The 20,619-nt window shown below is 67.7% G+C and carries 22 protein-coding genes; 10 read left to right on the top strand and 12 right to left on the bottom strand.

The genetic code is table 11. The features are described 5' to 3' along the window. Positions 1 to 159 precede the first annotated feature (159 nt). Positions 160 to 1,815 carry a patatin-like phospholipase family protein gene (locus tag QOZ99_RS06585; RefSeq protein WP_306889182.1) on the bottom strand — a complete coding sequence of 552 codons (1,656 nt, stop codon included), beginning with the start codon at positions 1,813 to 1,815 and terminating at the stop codon, positions 160 to 162. A 21-nt stretch (positions 1,816 to 1,836) separates the two neighbouring features. Beyond that, positions 1,837 to 2,619 (bottom strand): 3-hydroxybutyrate dehydrogenase, encoded by a 783-nt coding sequence (locus QOZ99_RS06580; protein WP_306889181.1) that lies wholly within the window; start codon positions 2,617 to 2,619, stop codon positions 1,837 to 1,839. Between the two features lie 183 nt (positions 2,620 to 2,802). Here QOZ99_RS06580 and QOZ99_RS06575 point away from each other — a divergent pair, with 183 nt between their 5' ends. The 6 genes from QOZ99_RS06575 to QOZ99_RS06550 all read left to right on the top strand — a co-directional run bounded on the left by QOZ99_RS06575 (position 2,803) and on the right by QOZ99_RS06550 (position 8,324). Further along, positions 2,803 to 3,381 carry a Fur family transcriptional regulator gene (locus tag QOZ99_RS06575; RefSeq protein WP_306889180.1) on the top strand — a complete coding sequence of 193 codons (579 nt, stop codon included), beginning with the start codon at positions 2,803 to 2,805 and terminating at the stop codon, positions 3,379 to 3,381. Positions 3,382 to 3,511: 130 nt separating this feature from the next. Continuing rightward, complete coding sequence (gene ispG / locus QOZ99_RS06570; protein WP_306889179.1) at positions 3,512 to 4,810, top strand: flavodoxin-dependent (E)-4-hydroxy-3-methylbut-2-enyl-diphosphate synthase; 1,299 nt, start codon at positions 3,512 to 3,514, stop codon at positions 4,808 to 4,810. A gap of 247 nt (positions 4,811 to 5,057) precedes the next feature. Next, entirely contained in the window at positions 5,058 to 5,348 is a 291-nt protein-coding gene (locus QOZ99_RS06565) for a GIY-YIG nuclease family protein (protein WP_306889178.1), read from the top strand. A gap of 161 nt (positions 5,349 to 5,509) precedes the next feature. Then, the gene (locus tag QOZ99_RS06560) at positions 5,510 to 6,547 is read left to right on the top strand and encodes an aspartate-semialdehyde dehydrogenase (RefSeq protein ID WP_306889177.1); all 1,038 of its coding nucleotides are present in this window, start codon (positions 5,510 to 5,512) and stop codon (positions 6,545 to 6,547) included. Between the two features lie 182 nt (positions 6,548 to 6,729). Then, positions 6,730 to 7,365, top strand: coding sequence for a DUF1007 family protein (locus QOZ99_RS06555; protein WP_306889176.1), 636 nt, complete (start codon positions 6,730 to 6,732; stop codon positions 7,363 to 7,365). After that, positions 7,362 to 8,324, top strand: a complete 963-nt coding sequence (locus QOZ99_RS06550) for a nickel/cobalt transporter (protein ID WP_306889175.1) — start codon at positions 7,362 to 7,364, stop codon at positions 8,322 to 8,324. The genes QOZ99_RS06555 and QOZ99_RS06550 overlap by 4 nt, the downstream gene beginning before the upstream one ends. A gap of 63 nt (positions 8,325 to 8,387) precedes the next feature. On the opposite strand, the gene QOZ99_RS06545 is transcribed toward QOZ99_RS06550, so the two are convergent. Together QOZ99_RS06545 and QOZ99_RS06540 are read right to left on the bottom strand one after the other, a co-directional pair. Further along, on the bottom strand, positions 8,388 to 9,128 hold the full coding sequence (locus QOZ99_RS06545; protein ID WP_306889174.1) for an acetoacetate decarboxylase: 741 nt from the start codon (positions 9,126 to 9,128) through the stop codon (positions 8,388 to 8,390). An 83-nt stretch (positions 9,129 to 9,211) separates the two neighbouring features. After that, positions 9,212 to 10,207, bottom strand: a complete 996-nt coding sequence (locus tag QOZ99_RS06540; RefSeq protein ID WP_306889173.1) for a WD40 repeat domain-containing protein — start codon at positions 10,205 to 10,207, stop codon at positions 9,212 to 9,214. A 142-nt stretch (positions 10,208 to 10,349) separates the two neighbouring features. Here QOZ99_RS06540 and QOZ99_RS06535 point away from each other — a divergent pair, with 142 nt between their 5' ends. Continuing rightward, positions 10,350 to 11,225 (top strand): bifunctional helix-turn-helix transcriptional regulator/GNAT family N-acetyltransferase, encoded by an 876-nt coding sequence (locus QOZ99_RS06535; protein ID WP_306889172.1) that lies wholly within the window; start codon positions 10,350 to 10,352, stop codon positions 11,223 to 11,225. A gap of 52 nt (positions 11,226 to 11,277) precedes the next feature. Here the strand turns inward: QOZ99_RS06535 and QOZ99_RS06530 are convergent, their stop codons facing one another. From QOZ99_RS06530 to QOZ99_RS06510, 5 genes are all read right to left on the bottom strand, one after another. Then, positions 11,278 to 12,267 (bottom strand): CobW family GTP-binding protein, encoded by a 990-nt coding sequence (locus tag QOZ99_RS06530; protein WP_306889171.1) that lies wholly within the window; start codon positions 12,265 to 12,267, stop codon positions 11,278 to 11,280. Between the two features lie 144 nt (positions 12,268 to 12,411). Beyond that, positions 12,412 to 13,446: a metal ABC transporter solute-binding protein, Zn/Mn family gene (locus QOZ99_RS06525; RefSeq protein ID WP_306889170.1), complete on the bottom strand. Its 1,035-nt coding sequence runs from the start codon at positions 13,444 to 13,446 to the stop codon at positions 12,412 to 12,414. 18 nt (positions 13,447 to 13,464) lie between these two features. Then, on the bottom strand, positions 13,465 to 14,334 hold the full coding sequence (locus QOZ99_RS06520) for a metal ABC transporter permease (RefSeq protein WP_306889169.1): 870 nt from the start codon (positions 14,332 to 14,334) through the stop codon (positions 13,465 to 13,467). Continuing rightward, entirely contained in the window at positions 14,331 to 15,125 is a 795-nt protein-coding gene (gene aztA / locus QOZ99_RS06515; protein ID WP_370876805.1) for a zinc ABC transporter ATP-binding protein AztA, read from the bottom strand. Before aztA ends, QOZ99_RS06520 begins: the two co-directional genes overlap by 4 nt. Before the next feature lie 11 nt (positions 15,126 to 15,136). Further along, positions 15,137 to 15,499: a hypothetical protein gene (locus QOZ99_RS06510; protein ID WP_306889168.1), complete on the bottom strand. Its 363-nt coding sequence runs from the start codon at positions 15,497 to 15,499 to the stop codon at positions 15,137 to 15,139. 255 nt (positions 15,500 to 15,754) lie between these two features. Here QOZ99_RS06510 and ppa point away from each other — a divergent pair, with 255 nt between their 5' ends. Both ppa and QOZ99_RS06500 read left to right on the top strand, forming a co-directional pair. Continuing rightward, entirely contained in the window at positions 15,755 to 16,282 is a 528-nt protein-coding gene (gene ppa / locus QOZ99_RS06505; protein ID WP_306889167.1) for an inorganic diphosphatase, read from the top strand. Positions 16,283 to 16,406: 124 nt separating this feature from the next. Continuing rightward, on the top strand, positions 16,407 to 17,126 hold the full coding sequence (locus QOZ99_RS06500) for a phosphoribosyltransferase (protein ID WP_306889166.1): 720 nt from the start codon (positions 16,407 to 16,409) through the stop codon (positions 17,124 to 17,126). Between the two features lie 6 nt (positions 17,127 to 17,132). Here QOZ99_RS06500 and QOZ99_RS06495 read toward each other — a convergent pair whose 3' ends face one another. The 3 genes from QOZ99_RS06495 to QOZ99_RS06485 are packed head-to-tail and all read right to left on the bottom strand — an operon-like array spanning position 17,133 to position 19,418. Beyond that, positions 17,133 to 18,173: an Ldh family oxidoreductase gene (locus QOZ99_RS06495; RefSeq protein WP_306889165.1), complete on the bottom strand. Its 1,041-nt coding sequence runs from the start codon at positions 18,171 to 18,173 to the stop codon at positions 17,133 to 17,135. Beyond that, the gene (locus QOZ99_RS06490) at positions 18,173 to 18,991 is read right to left on the bottom strand and encodes a creatininase family protein (protein ID WP_306889164.1); all 819 of its coding nucleotides are present in this window, start codon (positions 18,989 to 18,991) and stop codon (positions 18,173 to 18,175) included. The genes QOZ99_RS06495 and QOZ99_RS06490 overlap by 1 nt, the downstream gene beginning before the upstream one ends. 37 nt (positions 18,992 to 19,028) lie before the next feature. Beyond that, entirely contained in the window at positions 19,029 to 19,418 is a 390-nt protein-coding gene (locus tag QOZ99_RS06485) for a RidA family protein (RefSeq protein WP_306889163.1), read from the bottom strand. Between the two features lie 123 nt (positions 19,419 to 19,541). Here QOZ99_RS06485 and QOZ99_RS06480 point away from each other — a divergent pair, with 123 nt between their 5' ends. Further along, positions 19,542 to 20,573, top strand: coding sequence for an ABC transporter substrate-binding protein (locus tag QOZ99_RS06480; protein ID WP_306889162.1), 1,032 nt, complete (start codon positions 19,542 to 19,544; stop codon positions 20,571 to 20,573). The last annotated feature ends 46 nt before the right edge of the window (positions 20,574 to 20,619 follow it).

Genomic DNA, 20,619 nt, shown 5'->3' with positions numbered 1-20,619 from the left:
CCGGCAGCATTTTCGCGGGGATTCTGGTGCCGCCGTCCCGCGACACACTCTGCAGCCCGCCTCGATCTGATGGCGCTGCACGTGAATCGACGCGGGCTCCATCGCGGGCTTGGGGGCGGATTGACCGATCCGCCGGGTTCTATCTGGCCGATTCCGGCCCTAGCCGCGGCGAAGCTCCTCGCGGACGTCGAGCGTCGAGCGCACGCCGATATCGTCGAAATGGGCTTCCAGGAAGGCCTCGGCCGCCTCCCGGCCGATGGCCTTGAGGTAGACTAGGAATTCCCACTCGGCATTCATCTTGGTCGAGGCGTCGAGATTGACCAGCTTTTCCGCCCCGTCGATGCGGTGCAGGCGCAGGTCGCGATAGCCATCCACGCCGCCGCCCTTCTTCTTCAGCTTGCCACTGTCCAGCAGGCGGGTGACGAACTCGGCCGCGCGCAACTGGGCCAGCAGCGAGGCGTTGAAGGTGATCTCGTTCATCCGGTTGTTGATGTCGCGCGCCGTCTTCGGCGTCTCGCGGCGGATGATCGGGTTGATCTGTACCAGCAGAATGTCGTCGGTCTTCACCGCGTTATAGAACGGATAAAGCGCCGGATTGCCCATATAGCCGCCGTCCCAATAGGGAACGCCGTCGATTTCCACCGCCTGGAACATGAAGGGCAGGCAGGCCGAGGCCATGATCGCCTGCGCGGTCAATTCGTGCTTGGCGAAGACCCGTGCCTTGCCGGTGTGCACATTCGTGGCGGACACGAACACGTGGACATGATTGCAGGACTGCAGTTCCTTGAAGTCGACATGTTCCTCGATCAGCTCCATCAGCGGATTGATGTTGAGCGGGTTGAGATCGTAGGGCGACAGGAACCGGCTCATCATGTCGAAGGCGATGTAGGTGGGATTGCCGTTGAGCGACCAGTTGCCCATCAGCCGGTCGAGCAGCGTGCGCTGCAGCGGGCTGGTGCGCCCGTCCTTGGAAACCGCGCGCCAATAGCGGTCGAGCGCCTCGCGACCGCCCTGGTTTCCGCCACGCGCCAGACCAGTCGCCAGCACCGCGGCGTTCATCGCGCCGGCGCTGGTGCCGGAAATCCCCTCGACAGCGATGCGTCCATCTTCCAGCAGCCGGTCGAGCACGCCCCAGGTGAAGGCGCCATGCGCGCCGCCACCCTGAAGTCCCAGGTTGATCGGCTTGAGTTCCGGCCCCTTGGCGCCGGACGCCGCCTTGGCCTCGGCCGCGGGTCCGGGCGTGTGCCGGACCTCGCCCGTGCCGGCCGGGGTGGCCAGCGCCGCGGCGACGGTTTCGACCGGCGTGGTCGCCGCCTTCGCGGCCCGGCGCGCGGCGGGCTTGCGCGCAGCGGGCCTGCTCTCGGCCGGCGCTGTCCTGGACCGCGCATTCTTGGGGGGCGCCGGCTTGGCGGGCGCCGTATCGAGGGACGCGGGCTCTTCCGTCGTGGTGGCCACGGGGTCGGCCGGCTCCACGGCTTCTCCGGAGGACGCGGGATCGGCCGCCACCGTTTTCGTGGCGGGCCGGCGCCCCCGCCGGGGCGCGGGCGCCGCGTCGGCTTCAGGTTCGGGAGACGCGGCGACCGGCGCGTCGTCCGCCGGCTCACGCGGCACGGCCTCCGCAGAACCCGCCTCCAGCGTACCGGCCTCAACCGGCGCCGTCATTTCCGCAGGGACATCCGCCGGCACGGCCGGCGCAGCGGCCGGCGCGGCGATGGCAGGTGTCTCCGTCGCCGGGCTGGCGACGCTGTCGGCGGCAGTATCGGCAGCGGCTTTGGCGCGGCCGCGCCGCACCGGCTTCTTCGGGGTTTCAGCCATGCGGCGTCTCCGTTCCCGGGCTTATTCGGCGACCCAGCCGCCGTCGATCTGCTGCATCGAGCCGGTGATCGACTTGGCATTGTCGCCGCACAAGAATACCGCGAGCGCGGCGACCTGCTCGACCGTGACGAATTCCTTGGTGGGCTGCGCCGCCAGCAGCACGTCATGCTTGACCTGCTCCTCGGTGATGCCGCGCGCCTTGGCCTGCTCGGGCACCTGCTTTTCCACCAGCGGGGTCCAGACATAGCCGGGGCAGATGGCGTTGCAGGTGATGCCGAAGGTGGCGGTCTCCAGCGCCACGGTCTTGGTCAGGCCGGCAATGCCGTGCTTGGCCGCGACATAGGCCGACTTGAACGGCGAGGCGACCAGCGCGTGCGCCGAGGCGGTGTTGATGATGCGGCCCCATTTGCGCGCCTTCATGCCCGGCACGGCAGCCTTGGTGGCGTGGAAAGCGGCCGACAGGTTCAGCGAGATGATGAGGTCCCACTTGTCGTCCGGGAATTCCTCGATGGGCGCGACATGCTGCACGCCGGCATTGTTGACCAGAATGTCGACCGAGCCGAGCGTGTCCTCGGCAAACTTCACCAGGCCCGCGCATTCCGAGCCCTTGGTGAGGTCGGCGGCGGAATAGATCGCCTTGACGCCGAATTCGCTCTCGATCGCGGAGCGCTCCGTCTCGATCGCCGTCGCATCGCCGAAGCCGTTCAGCGTGACATTCACGCCTTCCGCAGCGAGCGCACGGGCGATGGCGAGGCCGATCCCGCTGGTGGAGCCGGTGACGACGGCGTTCTTACCCTTAAGCATCGAAGGCGCTCCTGCACATGTGTCGAGGCCGGCGGAGCCCCCAGGGCCTCGCGCCATGCCATTGGAATTCCCACATCAACTAGGCTAGCACGGTCGCATGGCGTGCAAAGCTTTTATCGCGGTGCATCACCTGGATGCGGCTGCGTGGTTTTCGCATCCCTAGCCGCAGGTTAAGATGACGTTATGACACCTTCCCGCGCTCCCCCTCGTCCGCCCCCCTCGGGGCATGACAGCCACCACGACCACGACCATGGCGCCTGCGTCGCCGTCGCGCTGGCGCGGGCGGAGGCGAGCTGCGGCGAGCGCGGCGCGCGCCTTACCCCGCTGCGTCGCCGCGTGCTGGAAGGCCTGGCCGACAGCCATGTGCCGCTTGGCGCCTATGAGCTGGTCGAACGGCTCGGCAGCACGGGCGACAAGCCGCCGCCCATGTCGGTCTACCGCGCGCTCGACTTCCTCGTCGCGGAAGGGCTCGCCCATCGCATCGAGAGCCGCAACGCCTATATCGCCTGCGGAAGCACCCACGGCGCCGATGACGTGATCGTGTTCCTCATCTGCGAGAGCTGCGGGCTGACCTCCGAGGTCGCCTCGCACGCCATCGGTCGCGATCTGGCCTGGGCGGCGCGCGCCGCCGGCTTCGCGCCGCGCGCCTCGGTGATCGAGATTCCCGGCACCTGCGCGCGCTGCCGCGCCACGGCGGCGGCGGCGATCGAGCCCCCCGCCGGGGAACAGGCATCGGAACCCGCCCCGGAATCGGCCCGTTGACGCGGCCGGGCACCCGGCTTAACCCGATGAAGCTGCGGGACGCGGCGCCGATGGCGCGGGAGCGCAGGACCGATCGCCGCGCCGCAGCCAGATGCTCGCCCGCAAGATGCTCGCCGCCGAGAGATGCCGCATGGATGCCCTGACCGCCCCCCCCATCGTCGCCCCCGATCTGGAGGCCGCCGGCCCCGCCGCGCGGCGGCATACGGTGGCCGTGCGCGTCGGCAAGGTCATGGTCGGCGGCGGCGCGCCGGTGGTCGTGCAGTCCATGACCAATACCGACACGGCGGATGCGGAAGGCACGGCGCGGCAGATCGCCCAGCTCGCCCGTGCCGGTTCGGAGATCGTGCGCATCACGGTGGACCGCGACGAATCTGCCGCCGCCGTGCCCGAGATCAAGGAGCGCCTGCTGAAGATGGGGCTGAACACCCCCATCGTCGGCGACTTCCACTATAATGGCCATCTGCTGCTGACGAAATTCCCCGACTGCGCGGCGGCGCTCGACAAATACCGCATCAATCCCGGCAATGTCGGCTTCGGGCAGAAGCGCGACCGGCACTTCGCCACCATCGTCGAGCAGGCGATCAAGCACGACAAGCCGGTGCGCATCGGTGCCAACTGGGGCTCGCTCGACGACGATCTGCTCACCGCGCTGATGGACGCCAACGCGAAACTGCCCCGCCCGGCGGAGGCCCGCGCCGTCACCCGCGAGGCGCTGGTGCGCTCGGCGCTGCTCTCGGCGGCATTGGCCGAGGAGATCGGCCTGCCCAGGACCAAGATCATCCTCTCCGCCAAGGTCTCGGCGGTGCAGGACCTGATCACCGTCTATGCCGAGCTGGCGCGCCGCGCCGACTATGCACTGCATCTCGGCCTGACCGAGGCGGGCATGGGCTCGAAGGGCATCGTCGCTTCCTCCACCGCCATGGGCGTGCTTTTGCAACAAGGCATCGGCGACACCATCCGCGTCTCGCTGACCCCTGAGCCGGGCGGCGACCGCACCCGCGAGGTGACGGTGGCGCAGGAGATGTTGCAGACGATGGGCCTGCGCACCTTCGTGCCGCTGGTCGCCGCCTGCCCCGGCTGCGGCCGCACGACGTCCACCACCTTCCAGGAACTGGCCTTCGAGGTGCAGGACTTCATCCGCACCTCGATGCCGGAATGGAAGAAGCGCTATCCCGGCGTCGAGACGCTGAACGTCGCGGTCATGGGCTGCATCGTGAACGGACCGGGCGAGAGCAAGCACGCCGATATCGGCATCTCGCTGCCCGGCACCGGCGAATTCCCCACCGCCCCGGTCTATCTCGACGGCAAGAAGGCGATGACCCTGCGCGGTCCCAGCCTGCGCGACGACTTCAAGAAGATCGTCGAGGACTATGTGGCGAAGCGCTTCGGGGTGGGCCGTGCGGCGGCCGGAGCGGACGCGGCGGAGTGAATTGGCCAACAGGAATATTGTTACGCCTCAATACAATCCCCCATCAGACGACTCGATACTGGCGACATGGAATTTGCAGAAAGAAATTCGCGACCTTGGTGATCAGATAGGTCGCGTCGCGAGCTTTCTTGCCCTTGCATCGCTCTGCAATTTGATTTTGCGTGCCTTTATCCTTTGGCGTGTTTGGTAAGAGTCATCCCGGCCGAAGCGCAGCGAAGAGCCGGGATCGCGTGAAGGTCTGGAGCGGATGAAGCGCTTCTTCGTCTACATGCTCGCGACCCGCAAGGACGGCCCGCTCTATGTCGGCGTCACCAGTGATCTCCCCAAGCGCATCGCCGAGCACCGCTCCCACGCTATCTCCGGCTTCACCGCTCGGTACAATGTGGATCGCCTCGTCTGGTTCGAGGCCCATGATGATGCCGGCAACGCAATTCTGCGCGAGAAGCGGATAAAGCGATGGCGGCGCGAATGGAAGATTACGCTTATCGAAACGGATAATCCCGAATGGCGCGACCGCTTTCCCGATATCGCAATGTGATGGACGGAAAGCATCGCCGGTCGCGGACGATCCCGGCTCTCCGCTACGCTGCGGCCGGGATGACGGCCAAGGGCGCCCCATCCTTGCCCTTCTCCCCCTTATCGCGTAAAAGCCCGCGCTCGCCCGAGCCTGTGAATGGCAGGGCTTTCAGGAGAATGATCATGGGCTACAAGGTCGCCATCGTCGGAGCCACAGGCAATGTGGGCCGCGAAATGCTCGACATCCTCGCCGAACGGGGCTTTCCCGCGGATGAGGTGGTCGCGCTCGCTTCCCGCCGTTCGGTCGGGACGGAGGTTTCCTTCGGCGACAAGACGCTCAAGATCAAAGCTCTGGAGAATTACGACTTCGCCGACACCGACATCTGCCTGATGTCGGCCGGCGGCGACGTGTCCAGGGAATGGTCGCCCAAGATCGGCCGCCAGGGCTGCGTGGTGATCGATAATTCCTCGGCCTTCCGCTATGACAGCGACGTGCCGCTGATCGTGCCGGAAGTGAATGCCGATGCGGTGAAGGGCTTCACCAAGAAGAACATCATCGCCAACCCGAACTGCTCGACCGCCCAGCTCGTCGTGGCCCTCAAGCCGCTGCATGATCTGGCGACCATCAAGCGCGTGGTGGTGGCGACCTATCAATCCGTCTCCGGCGCCGGCAAGGACGCCATGGACGAACTGTTCTCGCAGACCCGCGCGGTGTTCGTCTCGGACCCGGTGGAGGCGAAGAAGTTCCCCAAGCGCATCGCCTTCAACGTCATTCCTCAGATCGACGTCTTCATGGAAGACGGCTACACGAAGGAGGAGTGGAAGGTGATGGTGGAGACCAAGAAGATCCTGGATCCCAAGATCAAGCTCACCTGCACCGCCGTCCGCGTTCCCGTGTTCATCTCGCACTCGGAAGCCGTGAACGTCGAGTTCGAGAAGCCGATCACCGTCGAGGAAGCCACCGAGGCCCTGCGTGCCGCGCCGGGCGTGCTGGTGGTCGACAAGCGCGAGCCCGGTGGCTACATCACGCCGTATGAAGCGGCCGGCGAGGACGCCACCTATGTCTCGCGCATCCGCGAGGACGCGACGGTGGAAAACGGCCTCTCCTTCTGGTGCGTGTCGGACAACCTGCGCAAGGGCGCCGCGCTCAACGCGGTGCAGATCGCCGAAGTGCTGGTGAACCGCAAGCTGCTGCTGCCGAAGTCCCAGAAGGCGGCGTGAGCCGGCTCGCGCGGCTTCTTGCGAGGCGGCGCACGCGCGCGCCATCACGCTGAAGCACCGGAACGTGATGCATCTTTGACGGCCGCCTTCGGGCGGCCGTTGTCGTTTCACGAATAGCTGTCACCTTTCCGCCGAACTGCACCGCCACGAATCCCTCAATGCGGTCTGCTTCGGTGACACGGATGCTCAAACGATTTCTGGCGGCGGCCTTCGCCCTCGCCGCCCTGATGGGCCCGGCCCTCGCCCATCCCCATGTCTGGGTGAGCGTGGAATCCCGGCTCGACTACGCGCCCGACGGCACGCTCACCGGCATCCGCCACGACTGGACCTTCGATGAAGGCTTCTCCAGCTACGCGCTGCAGGGGCTCGAGAACGGGCCGGACGGCAAGCCGACCGAGAAGACCCTCAAGGAACTGGCCCAGGTGAACATCGATTCCCTCAAGGAGTTCGACTATTTCACCTACCCCAAGCGCGGCAAGGAGGCGCTTTCCCTGCTGCCGCCGAAGGACTATTCCCTGACCTATGACGGCACGTCGCTGACGCTCCACTTCACCCTGCCCTTCGCCCAGCCGGTGGCGAAGAAGGGGACGATGACGCTGGACGTCTACGACCCCACCTATTTCGTCGCCTTCCAGCTGGCCGATACCGATCCGGTCAAGCTCGCGGGCGCCGCGGGCGGCTGCACGCTCACCCTGCATCGGCCGGACCCGGCGGCGGTCAACACCACCAACCTCACCGAGGGCTTCTTCAACGCCCTCACCACGGCGAGCAATTACGGCTCGCAATTCGCCAACCGCGTCACGGTGAGCTGCTCGTGAACCGCCGGCTCGTTCTCGCGGCCCTCGCCCTGGTCATGGGTGCCGCCGCGCTTCACCCGGCGCTGGCGCAGAGCCCGTTCGGCGTCGGCGCCCGCTCCCCTCCGGGCGATGTCGGCGGCATTGCCGGCTTCATCCTCGCCAAGCAGGCGGAATTCTACCGGCTGCTCACCAGCGCGGTGCGCCAATCCCGGCAGGATGGCCACGCGCTTGCCCTGCTGGGGGGCATCTCCTTCGCCTATGGCATTTTCCACGCCGCCGGCCCCGGCCATGGCAAGGCGGTGATCTCCTCCTACCTCCTGGCCAACGAGGCGACGCTGAAGCGCGGCATCGGCCTCGCCTTCGCCAGCGCCTTCGCGCAGGCGCTCACCGCCATCCTGGTGGCCGGCATTTTCGCGGTGGTGCTCGGCGCCACGGCGGCGACCATGAGCCGCGCGGTCTTCATCATCGAGCTGACCGCCTATGCGCTGATCGTGCTGATCGGCCTGCGCCTCGCCTTCATCAAGGGCCGCGCGCTCCTCGCCACCTGGCGCGGCACGCCGGGCCATCTTCATGGCGCCGATTGCGATTGCGGGGACGAGCACGCCCATATGCTGGCGCCGCAGGACCTGCCCAAGGGCCGCGGCTGGCGCGAATGGTGGGGGGCGGTGCTCTCGGTGGGCCTGCGGCCCTGCTCCGGCGCGATCCTCGTGCTGGTCTTCGCGCTGACGCAAGGCATATTCTGGGTCGGGGCCGCCTCGACACTGCTGATGGGCGCGGGCACGGCCATCACCGTGAGCGCCATTGCCGCCATCGCGGTCTTCGCCAAGCGCACCGCGGTGCGGCTGGCCGCGAACCGTCCGGGTTCAAGCCGGGCGGTCCTGCTGGTGGGCGTGGAATTCCTCGCCGCGCTGGCGCTGGTCGCCTTCGGCCTGGCGCTCACCTTCGGCTTCATGGCGAGCGAGCGGCTGAGCCTCGGGTGAGGTTGACGCCGCGATCCCGGACGGCCCGAGGCCGATCCGGGATCGCAAGGCAGAGAGAGCCGCTCAGTCTTCGAGATAGTCGTGCACCACCTTGCCGAGGCCAAGGGTGAGGTCGGTGCGGAAATGCGCCGCCGACAGAACCTCGAGCACCGGCAGTTTGGACACGTCCGCCAGCGCATGCGGGAACAGGCCGAGCGCGGCCGGGCCGGTCCAGGCTTCCTTCACGACGAGGTCTTCCAGATAGTACTCGACCAGTTCGAGCACGCGCGGCGAACCGTCGACATGGGGGATGATCTTGAGCATCCAGTTCGGCGCCAGCAGCGACTTGTGCAGGGCCTCCTTGTCGAGCTCCGCGAACTTGTAGCCCATGGTGGCGCTGGTCACGAGGACGCTGCCATAATGCAGCTTGCCGACCAGCGTGTCGCTTTCCACCTCGAAGGTCGGCTTGGCATATTTCTTGGGGAAGCCCCACAATTCGCGCCCGCCGGCGATGGGGCCTTCGTCGTCGAGATACATGGAATGGACGTAACCGCCCTTCACGCCATTCAGTTCGACCGGGATCACCTGCCCCGTCTCGGTGTAATCGCCGAAGCCGGTCGAATCCGGCATGCGGATGAACTCATACTTGACGATCGGCTCCACCACCTTCAGCGGCTCGGGCACCACCTTCTGCAGCGCTTCGAGGTCGGTGCGATAGGTGATGACGAAAAATTCGCGGTTGAAGAAGCGATAGGGACCCTTGGGATAGGACGGGTTGGTCAGCGGCATGGAATAGGCGGTGCGGCGGACGTCCTCGATCTTCATGGCGAATACCTCGTGGCTGACAGATGCCGGGAGCCTAGTCGAGGATGCCGCGCCGCAACAGCACGAACCGCGTCACCATACCTTCACAGCACGATGAGCCCGCCCGCGCCGTCTTCCGTGCCGATGGCGAGCGCCCCGCCATCGGCCCGCCAGGCCAGCGCGCTCACCGGCCCGCCGGCCGGCGCGCGGGCGAGGATTTCCGCCCCGTCCGAGATGCGCGCCAGCAGCACCATCCCGTCCTCGTAGCCGCAGGCGATGACCTCGTCCTTGGGATGGGCGGCCACCGCCGAGACGCGCACGTCGCGCGGGGCAAGCATGGTCGGCTGCTTGCCCATCGGGCCCTCCTTGGCCACGAACGGCCAGAGGATGACCTCGGTCGAGCCGGAGGTGGCGAGATAGCGCCCGCCGGGCGTGAATTCCATCGAGCGCACGCGGGAGGGATAGCCCGACATGCGCATATGCGCGCCGTCCGGCAGGCGCCAGCCATGCAGCGCTGCCTCCTGCATCGTGGTGACGATGAAGCGGGCTTCCGGATGCCAGAGGATGCCGCGATGCGAGCCCTTCCACTCCAGCACTTCGGGCTTGGCCTGCGCATTGGGGAACCACAGCGTCGCGCCGCCATAATGGGCGATGGCGAGCCGCGTGCCCTTGGGCGCGAAGGCCAGCCCGCCGACGGTGGAGGGCAGGTCGAGCGATTTCCGCTCGCCCTTCACCGGCTGGAAATGCGCGCTCTTGCCGACCGAGAAGGCGAAGGCGCCATCCGTCGCCACCGCCACATGGTCGATCCAGCGGCCCTTCTGCTCGAACAGCGTCTCGCTCGACCCATCCAGCCGCGTCGCCACCACGCGCCCGTCATCGCCAGCCGTCACCAGGCGCTTGCCGTCGCTGGCCAGGGAGAGGATGGCGCCCTTGTGCGCGTCGACCCGCGTCTCCTCATGGCCGGCCAGCACCACGTCGCCCTCGCCCAGCGCGAAGGCGGCGGTAGTGCCGAGAAAGCGGACACCGACCACGCCGGACCCGAGATCGAGCCGGCGCAGCTTGGAGGTGATCGAGGAGGGCGTGGAGGACAGGGCGGCCATGGCACTACCGGCTTTCTGCAGGGATGGATGAGGGCGTAACCGAATTTGCGCCCCGCGTCACGACCCGGCCGCACCGACGCCTCCCCCGACCGGCGCACGGAGCGGTTTGACAGGGAGATTTACCTGACTTAAGTCAGACATTATGCCAATCGATGCCAATGCACGCTTCCGCCGTTTCAGCCGCGCCGTCACCCGCGAGGTCGGCGCGCTCGACACCTCGTTCCTTGGCCGCGGCCGGCCGCTCGGTGCCGCCCGCGTGCTCAACGCGATCGGCAGGGGCCGGTCGGACGTGGCGCATCTGCGCGACGATCTCGGGCTGGATTCCGGGCTGATGAGCCGCCTGCTGCGGGGACTGGAAGAGGAGGGTCTCGTTCGCACGTACACCCACCCGGATGACGGGCGCCGGCGCTTGGCGACCCTCACCGAGGAAGGGGAGCGTGAATTCCGCGCCTACGAGGAGCTTTCCGATGCGCAGGCCACCACGATTCTGGCCCGCTATCCGCACCGCGAGGCGCTGCTGGCGGCGATGGACCTGATCGCCGTGGCGCTGGGGCGCGATCGCCTGTCTCTCCAAGAGGTGGACCCGCGCGGCGAGACCGCCCGCCATTGCCTCGGCCAGTATTATGCCGAATTGGCGCAGCGTTTCGAAATGGGCTTCGACGTCGCGCGATCACGCGATCCGGACGCGCGCGACATGATCCGCCCGCGCGGCGCGTTCATCGTCGCGCTGCTGGACGGGCTGCCGCTGGGCTGCGTCGGCGTGAAGGGAACGGGGGGCGGCCTCGCGGAAATCAAGCGCCTGTGGGTGGCGCCCTCGGCACGCGGCCTCGGCATTTCCCGGCAGCTGATGACGGCGGCCGAGAAGGCCGCGCGGGACCTGTCGATCCGTGTCCTGCGCCTCGATACCAGCAGCGCCCTGCCGGAGGCGGTGCAGCTATATCGCAAGACCGGCTGGACCGAGATCGAGCGCTTCAACGACGATCCCTATCCCGACGTGTTCTTCGAGAAGCAACTCTGAACGCCCGGCGGCACCCGCCCCGGCAAAGGGAGGGCGCCGCCGGCGGGATGCCTCACGCCACGCAGGCGAGGAAGCCTTGCTCCAGCTTCATCGTGCCGAGCTGACGGCCGATGAAGACGATGCGGCTCACCTTCGCCTCGTCGGCGCGCCAGGGGCGCTGGTGATCGCCGTCGAGGATCATGTGGACGCCCTGGAACACGAAGCGGTCGGGGTCATCCTTGAAGGCGAGGATGCCCTTCGAGCGCAGGATATTCGGCCCTTCCGTCTGGGTCAGTTCCTGGATCCACGGGAAGAACTTGTCGGGGTCGAGCGGCTTGTCGGTGGAGAAGGACACCGACTTCATGTCTTCGTCGTGGAAATGCTTGTGGCCGCCTTCGAGAAAATCCGGGTCGAGCGCCTGGATGCGGTCGAGGTCGAACGCCCCCTGCCCCAGCACCTTGTCGATGGCGATGTCGGATTTGTGCGTGCGGTGGATCCGCGCGAACGGATTGATGGCGCGGATGCGCATCTCGACGTCCTTCAGCTCGGTTTCCGAGACGAGGTCCGTCTTGTTGAGCAGGATGACATCGGCGAAGGCGATCTGGTTCTTCGCCTCGGGCGCGTCCTTCAGCCGGTCCTTCAGCCACTTGGCGTCGGCCACCGTCACCACCGCGTCGAGCGTCGTCTTGGCGCCCACCGTCTCGTCGACGAAGAAGGTCTGTGCCACGGGCGCGGGATCGGCGAGGCCGGTGGTCTCGACGATGATGCCGTCGAAATCGCCCTTGCGGCGCAGCAGGCCGTCGATGATGCGGATCAGATCGCCGCGCACGGTGCAGCAGATGCAGCCGTTATTCATCTCGAACACTTCCTCGTCGGCGCCGACGACGAGGTCGTTATCGATGCCGATCTCGCCGAACTCGTTGACGACGACGGCGAATTTCTTGCCGTGCGGCTCGGAGAGAATGCGGTTGAGCAGCGTGGTCTTGCCGGCGCCGAGATAGCCGGTCAGCACGGTGACGGGAATCTTGGCGGGCTGCGTCTCGTTCGGCTTGGTCTCGGGCATCTGGGTCGCTCCAATCCTTGTCTTCCCTCTCCCCGTCGGGGAGAAGCGGTCCGCGAAGCGGATCGGGGAGGAAACCGGCGCCGGACGCCGGAAAGCCCCTCACCCCGACCGGCTCCCCCTCAGCGAGAGGGAGCTGTCACCGCCTCAGCTCGACAGCGCCGAGGAGAGCTCGCGGACGTTACTCTGTATCATGTCGATGTAGGTGCTCGCCGGGCCTTTGTCATCGGAGAGCGCATCGGAATAAAGCTCGCCGCCGACGCGCGCGCCCGATTCCTTGGCGATGCGCTGGGCCAGCCGCGGATCGGCGATGTTCTCCAGGAACACGGCGGGGATCTTCTGCGACTTGATCTGCCGGATGATGCGGCCGACATCCTTGGCGGAGGCCTCCGCCTCGGTCGACACGCCCTGCGGCGCCAGCAGCTTCAGCCCGTAGGCATCGCCGAAATAGCCGAACGCGTCATGCGAGGTGATGATGCGGCGCTGCTTGACGGGAATGCCGGCCATGGCGGTGCGCACCTGCGCGTCCAGCACCTTGAGCTTCTCGATATAGGCGGCCGCCTGCGCCTTGTAGGCCTCCGCGCCGGCCGGATCGGCCTTGATCAGCGCGTCGCGGATATTGGCCGCGTAGATCTCCACATTGGCCACGTTCTGCCAGGCATGCGGGTCGAGCGGCCCGTGGTCGTGGCCCTTGTGCGCCTCGGCGGGGGCGGCTTCGGCATGATCATGCCCGGCCGCGCTCTGGCCGGCCGCGTCATGCCCCTCCTCCTCGTCATCGTCCTGCGGCTCGCTGGCGGTGCGGTAGCGCGGCGTCACGCCCTGCGTGACGGCCACGAGTTCCGCCTTGGTGCCCGACGCCTTGACCAGGCGATCCATCCAGCCCTCCAGTCCGAGGCCGTTCTCAAACACGACGGCGGCCTCCGCCACCTCCTTCGCGGCCTGAGGGGTGGGCTGGTAGACATGGGTGTCGCCATTGGGGCCGACCAGCGTGACCACCGAGATGCGGTCGCCGCCCACATTCTTCACGATGTCGCCGAGGATCGAGAAGGTGGCGACAACCGGCAGGGGATGGGGCGCGGCATCCTGCGCGAGCGCGGGGGTGGCCAGCGGGAGGCCGGCGGCCAGAGTTGCGGCCAGCCCGGCCAGAAGGGCGCGGCGCCGGGAGATGCTGACGGAACGCATGAGCTTCAATCTCCGAATTCAGGCTTCGAGATGACGGCGCGGCGCGAGGCGGGGAAGGAGCCCGCCCACCGGGCCGAACAGGACCGACAGCGCATAGGCGCCACCGGCCACCAGGATGATGGCGGGCCCGGACGGCACGCCCCAATGGTAGGAAACCAAGAGGCCGATCACGCCGGAGGCGCAGGCGATCAGCACCGCGCAGCCGACCATCACGGTCAGTTCGCGGGTCCAGAACCGCGCGCTCGCGGCCGGCAGCATCATCATGCCGACCGCCAGAAGCGTGCCGAGCGCATGGAAGCCGCCAACCAGATTGAGCACCACCAGCGCCAGGAAGGCGAGATGGGTCGGCGCCCCCGCCCGGCTGACCGAACGCAGGAAGCCGGGATCGACGCTTTCCAGCACCAGCGGCCGCCACAGCACGGCGAGCACGACGAGGGTGAAGCTGGAGATGGCGGTGATGAGCAGCAGCGTCGCGTCGTCCAGCGCCAGCACGGTGCCGAACAGCACGTGCAGCAGGTCGACATTGGAGCCGCGCAGCGAGACCAGCAGCACGCCGAGCGCCAGCGAGACGAGATAGAAGGCGGCCAGCGCCGCGTCCTCCTTCATCTGCGTGGCGCGCGCCACCGCCCCGGCGCCCAGCGCCACCGCGAAGCCGGCGACCAGCCCGCCAAGGGTCATGGCGAACAGGTTCAGCCCGGCGGCGAGGAACCCGATCGCCGCGCCCGGCAGAATGGCATGCGCCATGGCGTCGCCGGCCAGGCTCATGCGCCGCAGCATCATCAGCACACCGACCGGCCCGGCGCCGAGGCCGAGCGCCAGCACGCCGACCAGCGCCCGGCGCATGAAATCGAACTCGGCGAAGGGAGCGATGAGATAATCGTAGATCATGCCGCCCGCTCCACTGCCGGTGAGCCGGGCGCGCAGGCCGGTGCCCCATCGTCCCACGCCTCGCACATGCGGCGGGCCTCGATGAGATTGGCGGGGGTGAGCACCTCGCGCGTCACCCCCCAGCCCACCGTCTCGCGCGCCAGCAGCAGCGTCTGCGGAAAATGATCGCGCACCAGTTCCATGTCGTGCAGCACGGCGAGCACGGTGCGCCCCTCCCCGTTCCAGCGCTCGATGAGCGCGATGAGGTCGGCCGTGGTGCCGGCATCGAGCGCGGTGAACGGCTCGTCGAGCAGGATCAGCCGCGCCTCCTGCAGCAGCAGCCGGGCGAACAGCGTGCGCTGCATCTGCCCGCCCGAGAGGGTGCCGATCGGCCGGGCCTCGAAGCCCTCCAGCCCCACCGCGGCAATCGCCGCCTCGATACGGGCGCGGTCGGCCTTGCCGATGCCGCCGAACAGCCCGGTGCGCCGCCACAGGCCGGTCGAGACCAGGTCGAACACCTCGATGGGAAAGGTGCGGTCGATCTCCGCCGCCTGCGGCAGATAGGCGACCTCGCGCTCCGGCACGCGGCACTCGATCCGGCCGGCAAGGGCGGGGAGAATGCCGACAATGCCCTTGAGCAGGGTGGACTTGCCCGCCCCGTTCGGCCCGCACACGGCGAGCAGCGCCCCCTCGGGCACCACGCCGTCAAGGTGATGCACCGCCGGGTGGCGATCATAGCCGAGCGTCAGGTCGCGGAAGGCCAGCACGTCGCCCATGGATTTGCCTCCCGCTTTCGCTGCCTTGTTTTCCATCATCGGCCTCCTCACGCGCCGCCCGCGGCCAGCACCGCCAGCGCCAGCGCCCAGATCAGCGCGGCCAGCGGCAGCGCGATGGCGAGGCGCTGCACGGCGGAAAGCCGCAGCAGCGAGAATCCCGGCCGCGCCGGCGGATGACGCCGCCCCGGCCCGTGCGAATGGCGGTGCGACGGGGAATGAGAATGGGATGCCCCTGCGCGATGCGCGGGAATGGCGACGCCCTCCTCGCCATGGCCATGATCGTGGGCATGGCCATGATCAGGATCGCGCCCCTTGGCGTGGGAGTGGGCGTGGGCGTGCCCGTCGCCCGGGTCACGCCGCGTGGCGGGATCGAGCAGGGGCGGCGCGGCGGGGGCAGGCGAAGCAGGCATGGGTGAACTCCGTGGGTCGGAGTGATACAACATATCGGACAGCAGCGTCCACCCGCTCACGATACATTATATCGGGCCGGTATGTCTCCGCCCGGCTCCCTACCCGATTGCCGCCCTGGCGCGGTGGGGCGCCGCCTGCGACAGCGCGTCGGCCGAATTGATGGGGCGGCCTGTCTCGACGGCGCGCCCGCCGCGCCTTATGAGAAGGCGCCTTGCTCGCCGGCGACGCCGGCCTGTTCGTTCTGGAGCCCGTTCATGGACATTTCCCGCATTTCGGCCGGATCGAATCCGCCTGACGAAATCAACGTCATCATCGAAATTCCGGCCGGCGGCGCGCCGGTGAAATATGAGCTCGACAAGGAATCGGGCGCGCTCTTCGTCGACCGTTTCCTGCACACGCCGATGTTCTACCCCGGCAATTACGGCTTCATCCCGCAGACGCTCGGCGATGACGGCGATCCGCTCGACGTGATCGTCATCTCGCCGATTCCGCTGCTGGCCGGCTGCGTCATCGCCGCCCGCCCGGTGGGCGTGCTGATGATGACCGACGAGAAGGGCGGCGACGAGAAGATCCTCGCCGTACCGGCCAACTCGGTCTACCCCTACCACTCGGGCGTGACCAACTACACGGACCTGCCGCCGATCATCGTCGACCAGGTCGCCCATTTCTTCACCCACTACAAGGACCTGGAGAAGGGCAAGACCGTCAACATTGCCGGCTGGAAGGACGCGGCCGGGGCGGGCGAGGTCATTCTGAAGGGTATCGACGCCGCCAAGAAGTGAGGCGCGCCCGCCCCCGGAGCCCGCGCCCTTACATGAACAGAGTTCAGAAGCCGCCCGCGCCGCGCGGGCGGCTTCTTGGCATCGCGCTTGCTGCGGACCGCGCGTCTCGCGTTCCGGAGTTCCCATGCCGCTCAATTTCACCGATCGCGGTTGCTATCGCGACCGCCTCATCCCCGCCGCCGACCTCTCGGGTCCCGGCGAGCCGCCCTACACGGACAGCTATCCCGTGAAACTGCCGGATGGCGATTGGGCGGACCTGCCCTTCCTCGCCCTGCCGCCCGATTTCGATACGGCGATCGCCTATCTCTGCATCACCGAAAACTCGTTCGCGCTGGAAGACCGCCTGTCCTCGGCCATGGTCGAGGTAGTCCGCGACCTCGAACCCGACGTGGTGGTCGGCATGCCGACGCTGGGCATGGTGCTCGCCGCCTCGGTGGCGAAGAAGCTCGGCCATCCGCACTACGTGCCGCTGAGCTATTCGCGCAAGTTCTGGTTCGAGGACGAACTGTCCATTCCCGTCATCTCCATCACCAGCCCGCTCAAGCCGAAAACCGTGTTCATCGATCCGCGCCTGCTGGAGCGGCTGGAGGACAAGCGCGTGCTGCTGGTCGAGGATGTCATCTCCACCGGCGGCACCGTCTCGGCCGAGCTGGAACTGATGAAGCGGATCGGCGCCAACGTGGTCGGCGTCGCCACCGCCATCCAGGAAACCAATGTCTGGCAGAAGACGCTCAGTGCCATCGATCCCGCCTGGCCGGGCCTCGTCCGGGCGCCGATCCGTTGCCCCCTGTTCCGCAAGGTCGAGGGCGGCTGGGCACCGGACTGGTCGACGATGCCAGCCTGAGCCGTCTCAGCCGGGAAACCCCATCCCGGCCAGCGCCTTCTGCAGGCTGGCGCCGAGCACCACGCCCTCGCGCGCCGCGCGCGCACGGTTCACCAGCCGGCGCGTGCCCGGCAGGCGCGCGCCCGGCTCCTGCTCGATGGCGTGCGCCAGCCGCTCCAGATGGTCGAGATAAGCGTCGCCCGCGACGACCCCGGGATCGATGGCGATGACGACATGGCCTACCGCCGCCGGGGGGCCCTTGCCGTCGAAGAAGCTCGGCGCGTCGAAGGCGAAAGTGGAGGCGGTCAGCGCCGCCGCCATCACCTCGATCATGAAGGCCAGCGCCGTGCCCTTGGCCTCGCCCATCGGCACCATCGTGCCGGCAAGGCCCGCCTTGGCGTCGGTGGTCGGGTTGCCGTCGCAATCGAGCGCCCAGCCCTCGGGAATGCTGCTATCGCCCCGCTGCACGGCGGCGAGCAGGTTGCCGCGCGCCACTTTCGCCACTGACAGGTCGACCAGTGCCGGCGGGCGCCCCTTCAGCGGCGTCGCGAAGGCGATCGGGTTTGTGCCGTACACCGCGCGCTTGCCACCCCACGGCGCGATGGAAGCCGGTGCGTTCGAGAAGGCGAGCCCCACCAGCCCCTCGCCCGCCAGCTTTTCCACCGGCTGGCCGGCGACGCCGAAATGGCTGGAGCGGCGGATCGCCATCATGGCGATGCCGGTCTCGCGCGCGACCTCGGCCAGCCGCGGCAGGCCCAACTCGATGGCGGGATAGGCGAAGCCGTTGCCGGCATCCACCGCGATCACCGACGGCGCGACCCGGTGCAGCGCGGGCTCGGCATGGCCGTCGATCTTGCCGCTCGCGACCATGGCGCCATAGCTCGGCAGCCGGGCGAGGCCGTGCGTGCCCAGCCCATCCGCCTCCGCCGCCACCAGCGCCTCGGCGGTGCGGCGCGCATTTTCGGTGCCCGTGCCGAAATGGGCGAGAACCCCGGCCGCATGGGCGCGCGCCGCGTCGAGGCTCAGATGAAGGTCGTGGAAGGCCGGCACGGCAGGCAAGGCCTCCATCACGCGCCGCCGCCGCCGAGCGGCCCGGCGGCCAGGCGCCCGAGGTCGAAGCGGTGGACGTCGGCCAGCAGTTCGACGAAGGCACGCGCACCATAGAGCGCGCAGGCCTCCCCCTTCTCCAGGCTCGCCTGCGTGGCGTCACCCATCGCCCCGCTCGGCTGGATATCCTGCGCCATCCAGCCGAAGCCGGCCGGCGTGCCGGCGCGCAGGAAGGAGAATTCCTGCTCCATGGCGAGGGTGACGGGGGCGAAGTCGCGCACCTCGCCTTCCTTCACCGTGTCGCGGCGGAACGCGAGCATGAGCGAGGTCTCGACCCCGGCGGCATGAATGCCGTGCTGGCGCTCCTGCGCGGAGAACAGCCCCTCGGGATAGCCGAAGCGGTGCCAGGAGACCGTCACCGCCAGCATGCCGAGCCGGGCCCGCAGGTCACGAGCCACGATGTCGAGAATCGGCACATTGCCGCCATGCGAATTGACGATGACCAGCTTGCGCACCCCCGCCCGGTGCACGCTCTCGCCGATTTCCGTCCAGGCGCGGATCACCGTCTCGGCCGAGAGCGTCAGCGTGCCGGGAAAATCGACGTGCTCGTTCGACTTGCCGATCGACTGCACGGGCAGGAACACGGCCGGCGTCTCGTCCGGCAGCAGCCGCGCCACTTCCTTGAGATAACCCTCGGCGATGAAGCTGTCGACGCCCACCGGCAGATGCGGCCCATGCTGCTCCACCGCCGCTACGGGCAATATGGCAATCCAGTTGCCGACATCGCCCGCGGCGAAATCGGTCCAGCTCATTTCGGTCCAGAAGCGTTTGGGCGGCATGGCGAGGCTCCGGGGCGGCAAAGTCGGGCTTTTAGGCTCAATCGCGCCGGGCCGCCAGCGCCTCGATCTCCACCTTGAACTCGGGCCGGGTGAAGCCGGAAACGATCATCAGCGTGGAAGCCGGCGGCGGATCGGCAATGAACCGGTCGCGCGCCGCCATGTAGCCTTCCATGTGGGCGCGCTCCGTCACATAGGCGTTGAGCCGGACGATGTCGGCGGCTCCCATGCGCGCCTGCGCGAGGCAGGCCGCGATGGCGGCGAAGCACAGATCGGCCTGCGCCTCCGCGCTTTCGGGGATGTCGTCCTGCGCGGAGATTCCAAGCTGGCCGGAGACCAGCAGCAGCCGCGCGCCGGCCGGCACCTCGACGGCGTGGCTGTAGCGGGCAAAGGGGCGGCGAATGGCGGCGGGCAGCAAATGGCGGAGCATGGCGAAGATCCAGACTGGGGGAATCTGCGTAGGAAGCGTCAGCACATATGTGCATCCAGATTAAGCTCGCCTATCATGCCGGCAATCTCGCACACCGTTCATCGTCCCGCGATGGAGACATCGATGCGCCTTCGCCTTCCCCACATGTGCCTGCCCAGCCTGCGCTCCTGCCTGCCCGCCCTGGCCACCCTCGCTCTCGCCGTCCTTGGTTTCGCGACGCACGCGAAGGCGGCGGACAAGGTCACGTTCGGCACCAACTGGGTCGCCCAGGCCGAGCATGGCGGCTTCTACCAGGCGGTGGTGGACGGCACCTACGCGAAATACGGGCTGGACGTGACCATCGTGCCCGGCGGCCCGCAGGCCAATAACCGCCTGCTCCTGCCCGTCGGCAAGATCGACTTCTACATGGGCGCCAACATGCTGCAGGCCTTCTCCTCCGTGGTGGAAGGCATTCCCACGATCATCGTCGCGGCAATGTTCCAGAAGGACCCGCAGGTGCTGATCGCCCACCCGGACGTGGCGACCTTCGAGGATCTGAAGACCCGCACCCTGTTCATCTCCAAGGAAGGTCTGGCGAGCTACTACCAGTGGCTGGTCGCCGATTTCGGCTTCAGCGAAAACCAGGTGAAGCCCTACACCTTCAACGCCGCTCCGTTCCTGGCGGACAAGAACAGCGCCATGCAGGGCTACATCACCTCCGAGCCCTATGCGGTGGAGAAGCAGGGCGGCTTCAAGCCCAAGCTCTTCCTGCTCGCCGATCAGGGCTTCGACACCTATTCCACCACGATCGAGACCCGCACCGAACTGGTGAAGCGCAATCCCGACCTCGTGCAGCGCTTCGTCGATGCCTCGATCATCGGCTGGTACAATTATCTCTACGGCGACAACACCAAGGCCAACGCGCTGATCAAGCGTGACAATCCGGAAATGACGGATGAGATGATCGCCTTCTCGATCGACAAGCTGAAGGAATATGGCATCGTCGATTCCGGCGAGGCCAAGACGCTCGGCATCGGCGCCATGACGGATGCCAAGATCAAGAGCTTCTTCGACAAGATGGCGCGCGCCAAGGTGGTGGACCCGACCATCGACTACGCCAAGTCCTATACGCTGCAATTCGTCGACAAGGGTGTCGGCAAGGAACTGGCGAAATAGCGGGCTGTGACGCCGGCGAAGCCGCAGACGGCGGCCTCGGCATGCC

The organism is Ancylobacter amanitiformis, assembly GCF_030814815.1.
Classification (GTDB): Bacteria; Pseudomonadota; Alphaproteobacteria; order Rhizobiales; family Xanthobacteraceae; genus Ancylobacter; species Ancylobacter amanitiformis.
The sequence above is the reverse complement of the archived record's forward strand: the minus strand, read 5'-3'. Positions and strand labels throughout refer to the sequence as shown.

Coding starts and splice junctions, on each gene's coding strand:
- QOZ99_RS06500 (WP_306889166.1), top strand. CDS start 16,407: ATGCCGCTCAATTTCACCGATCGCGGTTGCTATCGCGACCGCCTCATC.
- QOZ99_RS06555 (WP_306889176.1), top strand. CDS start 6,730: ATGCTCAAACGATTTCTGGCGGCGGCCTTCGCCCTCGCCGCCCTGATG.
- aztA (WP_370876805.1), bottom strand. CDS start 15,125: ATGGAAAACAAGGCAGCGAAAGCGGGAGGCAAATCCATGGGCGACGTG.
- ispG (WP_306889179.1), top strand. CDS start 3,512: ATGGATGCCCTGACCGCCCCCCCCATCGTCGCCCCCGATCTGGAGGCC.
- QOZ99_RS06495 (WP_306889165.1), bottom strand. CDS start 18,173: ATGGAGGCCTTGCCTGCCGTGCCGGCCTTCCACGACCTTCATCTGAGC.
- QOZ99_RS06510 (WP_306889168.1), bottom strand. CDS start 15,499: ATGCCTGCTTCGCCTGCCCCCGCCGCGCCGCCCCTGCTCGATCCCGCC.
- QOZ99_RS06580 (WP_306889181.1), bottom strand. CDS start 2,619: ATGCTTAAGGGTAAGAACGCCGTCGTCACCGGCTCCACCAGCGGGATC.
- QOZ99_RS06540 (WP_306889173.1), bottom strand. CDS start 10,207: ATGGCCGCCCTGTCCTCCACGCCCTCCTCGATCACCTCCAAGCTGCGC.
- QOZ99_RS06485 (WP_306889163.1), bottom strand. CDS start 19,418: ATGCTCCGCCATTTGCTGCCCGCCGCCATTCGCCGCCCCTTTGCCCGC.
- QOZ99_RS06490 (WP_306889164.1), bottom strand. CDS start 18,991: ATGCCGCCCAAACGCTTCTGGACCGAAATGAGCTGGACCGATTTCGCC.
- ppa (WP_306889167.1), top strand. CDS start 15,755: ATGGACATTTCCCGCATTTCGGCCGGATCGAATCCGCCTGACGAAATC.
- QOZ99_RS06535 (WP_306889172.1), top strand. CDS start 10,350: ATGCCAATCGATGCCAATGCACGCTTCCGCCGTTTCAGCCGCGCCGTC.
- QOZ99_RS06520 (WP_306889169.1), bottom strand. CDS start 14,334: ATGATCTACGATTATCTCATCGCTCCCTTCGCCGAGTTCGATTTCATG.
- QOZ99_RS06585 (WP_306889182.1), bottom strand. CDS start 1,815: ATGGCTGAAACCCCGAAGAAGCCGGTGCGGCGCGGCCGCGCCAAAGCC.
- QOZ99_RS06545 (WP_306889174.1), bottom strand. CDS start 9,128: ATGAAGATCGAGGACGTCCGCCGCACCGCCTATTCCATGCCGCTGACC.
- QOZ99_RS06530 (WP_306889171.1), bottom strand. CDS start 12,267: ATGCCCGAGACCAAGCCGAACGAGACGCAGCCCGCCAAGATTCCCGTC.
- QOZ99_RS06525 (WP_306889170.1), bottom strand. CDS start 13,446: ATGCGTTCCGTCAGCATCTCCCGGCGCCGCGCCCTTCTGGCCGGGCTG.
- QOZ99_RS06480 (WP_306889162.1), top strand. CDS start 19,542: ATGCGCCTTCGCCTTCCCCACATGTGCCTGCCCAGCCTGCGCTCCTGC.
- QOZ99_RS06575 (WP_306889180.1), top strand. CDS start 2,803: ATGACACCTTCCCGCGCTCCCCCTCGTCCGCCCCCCTCGGGGCATGAC.
- QOZ99_RS06565 (WP_306889178.1), top strand. CDS start 5,058: ATGAAGCGCTTCTTCGTCTACATGCTCGCGACCCGCAAGGACGGCCCG.
- QOZ99_RS06560 (WP_306889177.1), top strand. CDS start 5,510: ATGGGCTACAAGGTCGCCATCGTCGGAGCCACAGGCAATGTGGGCCGC.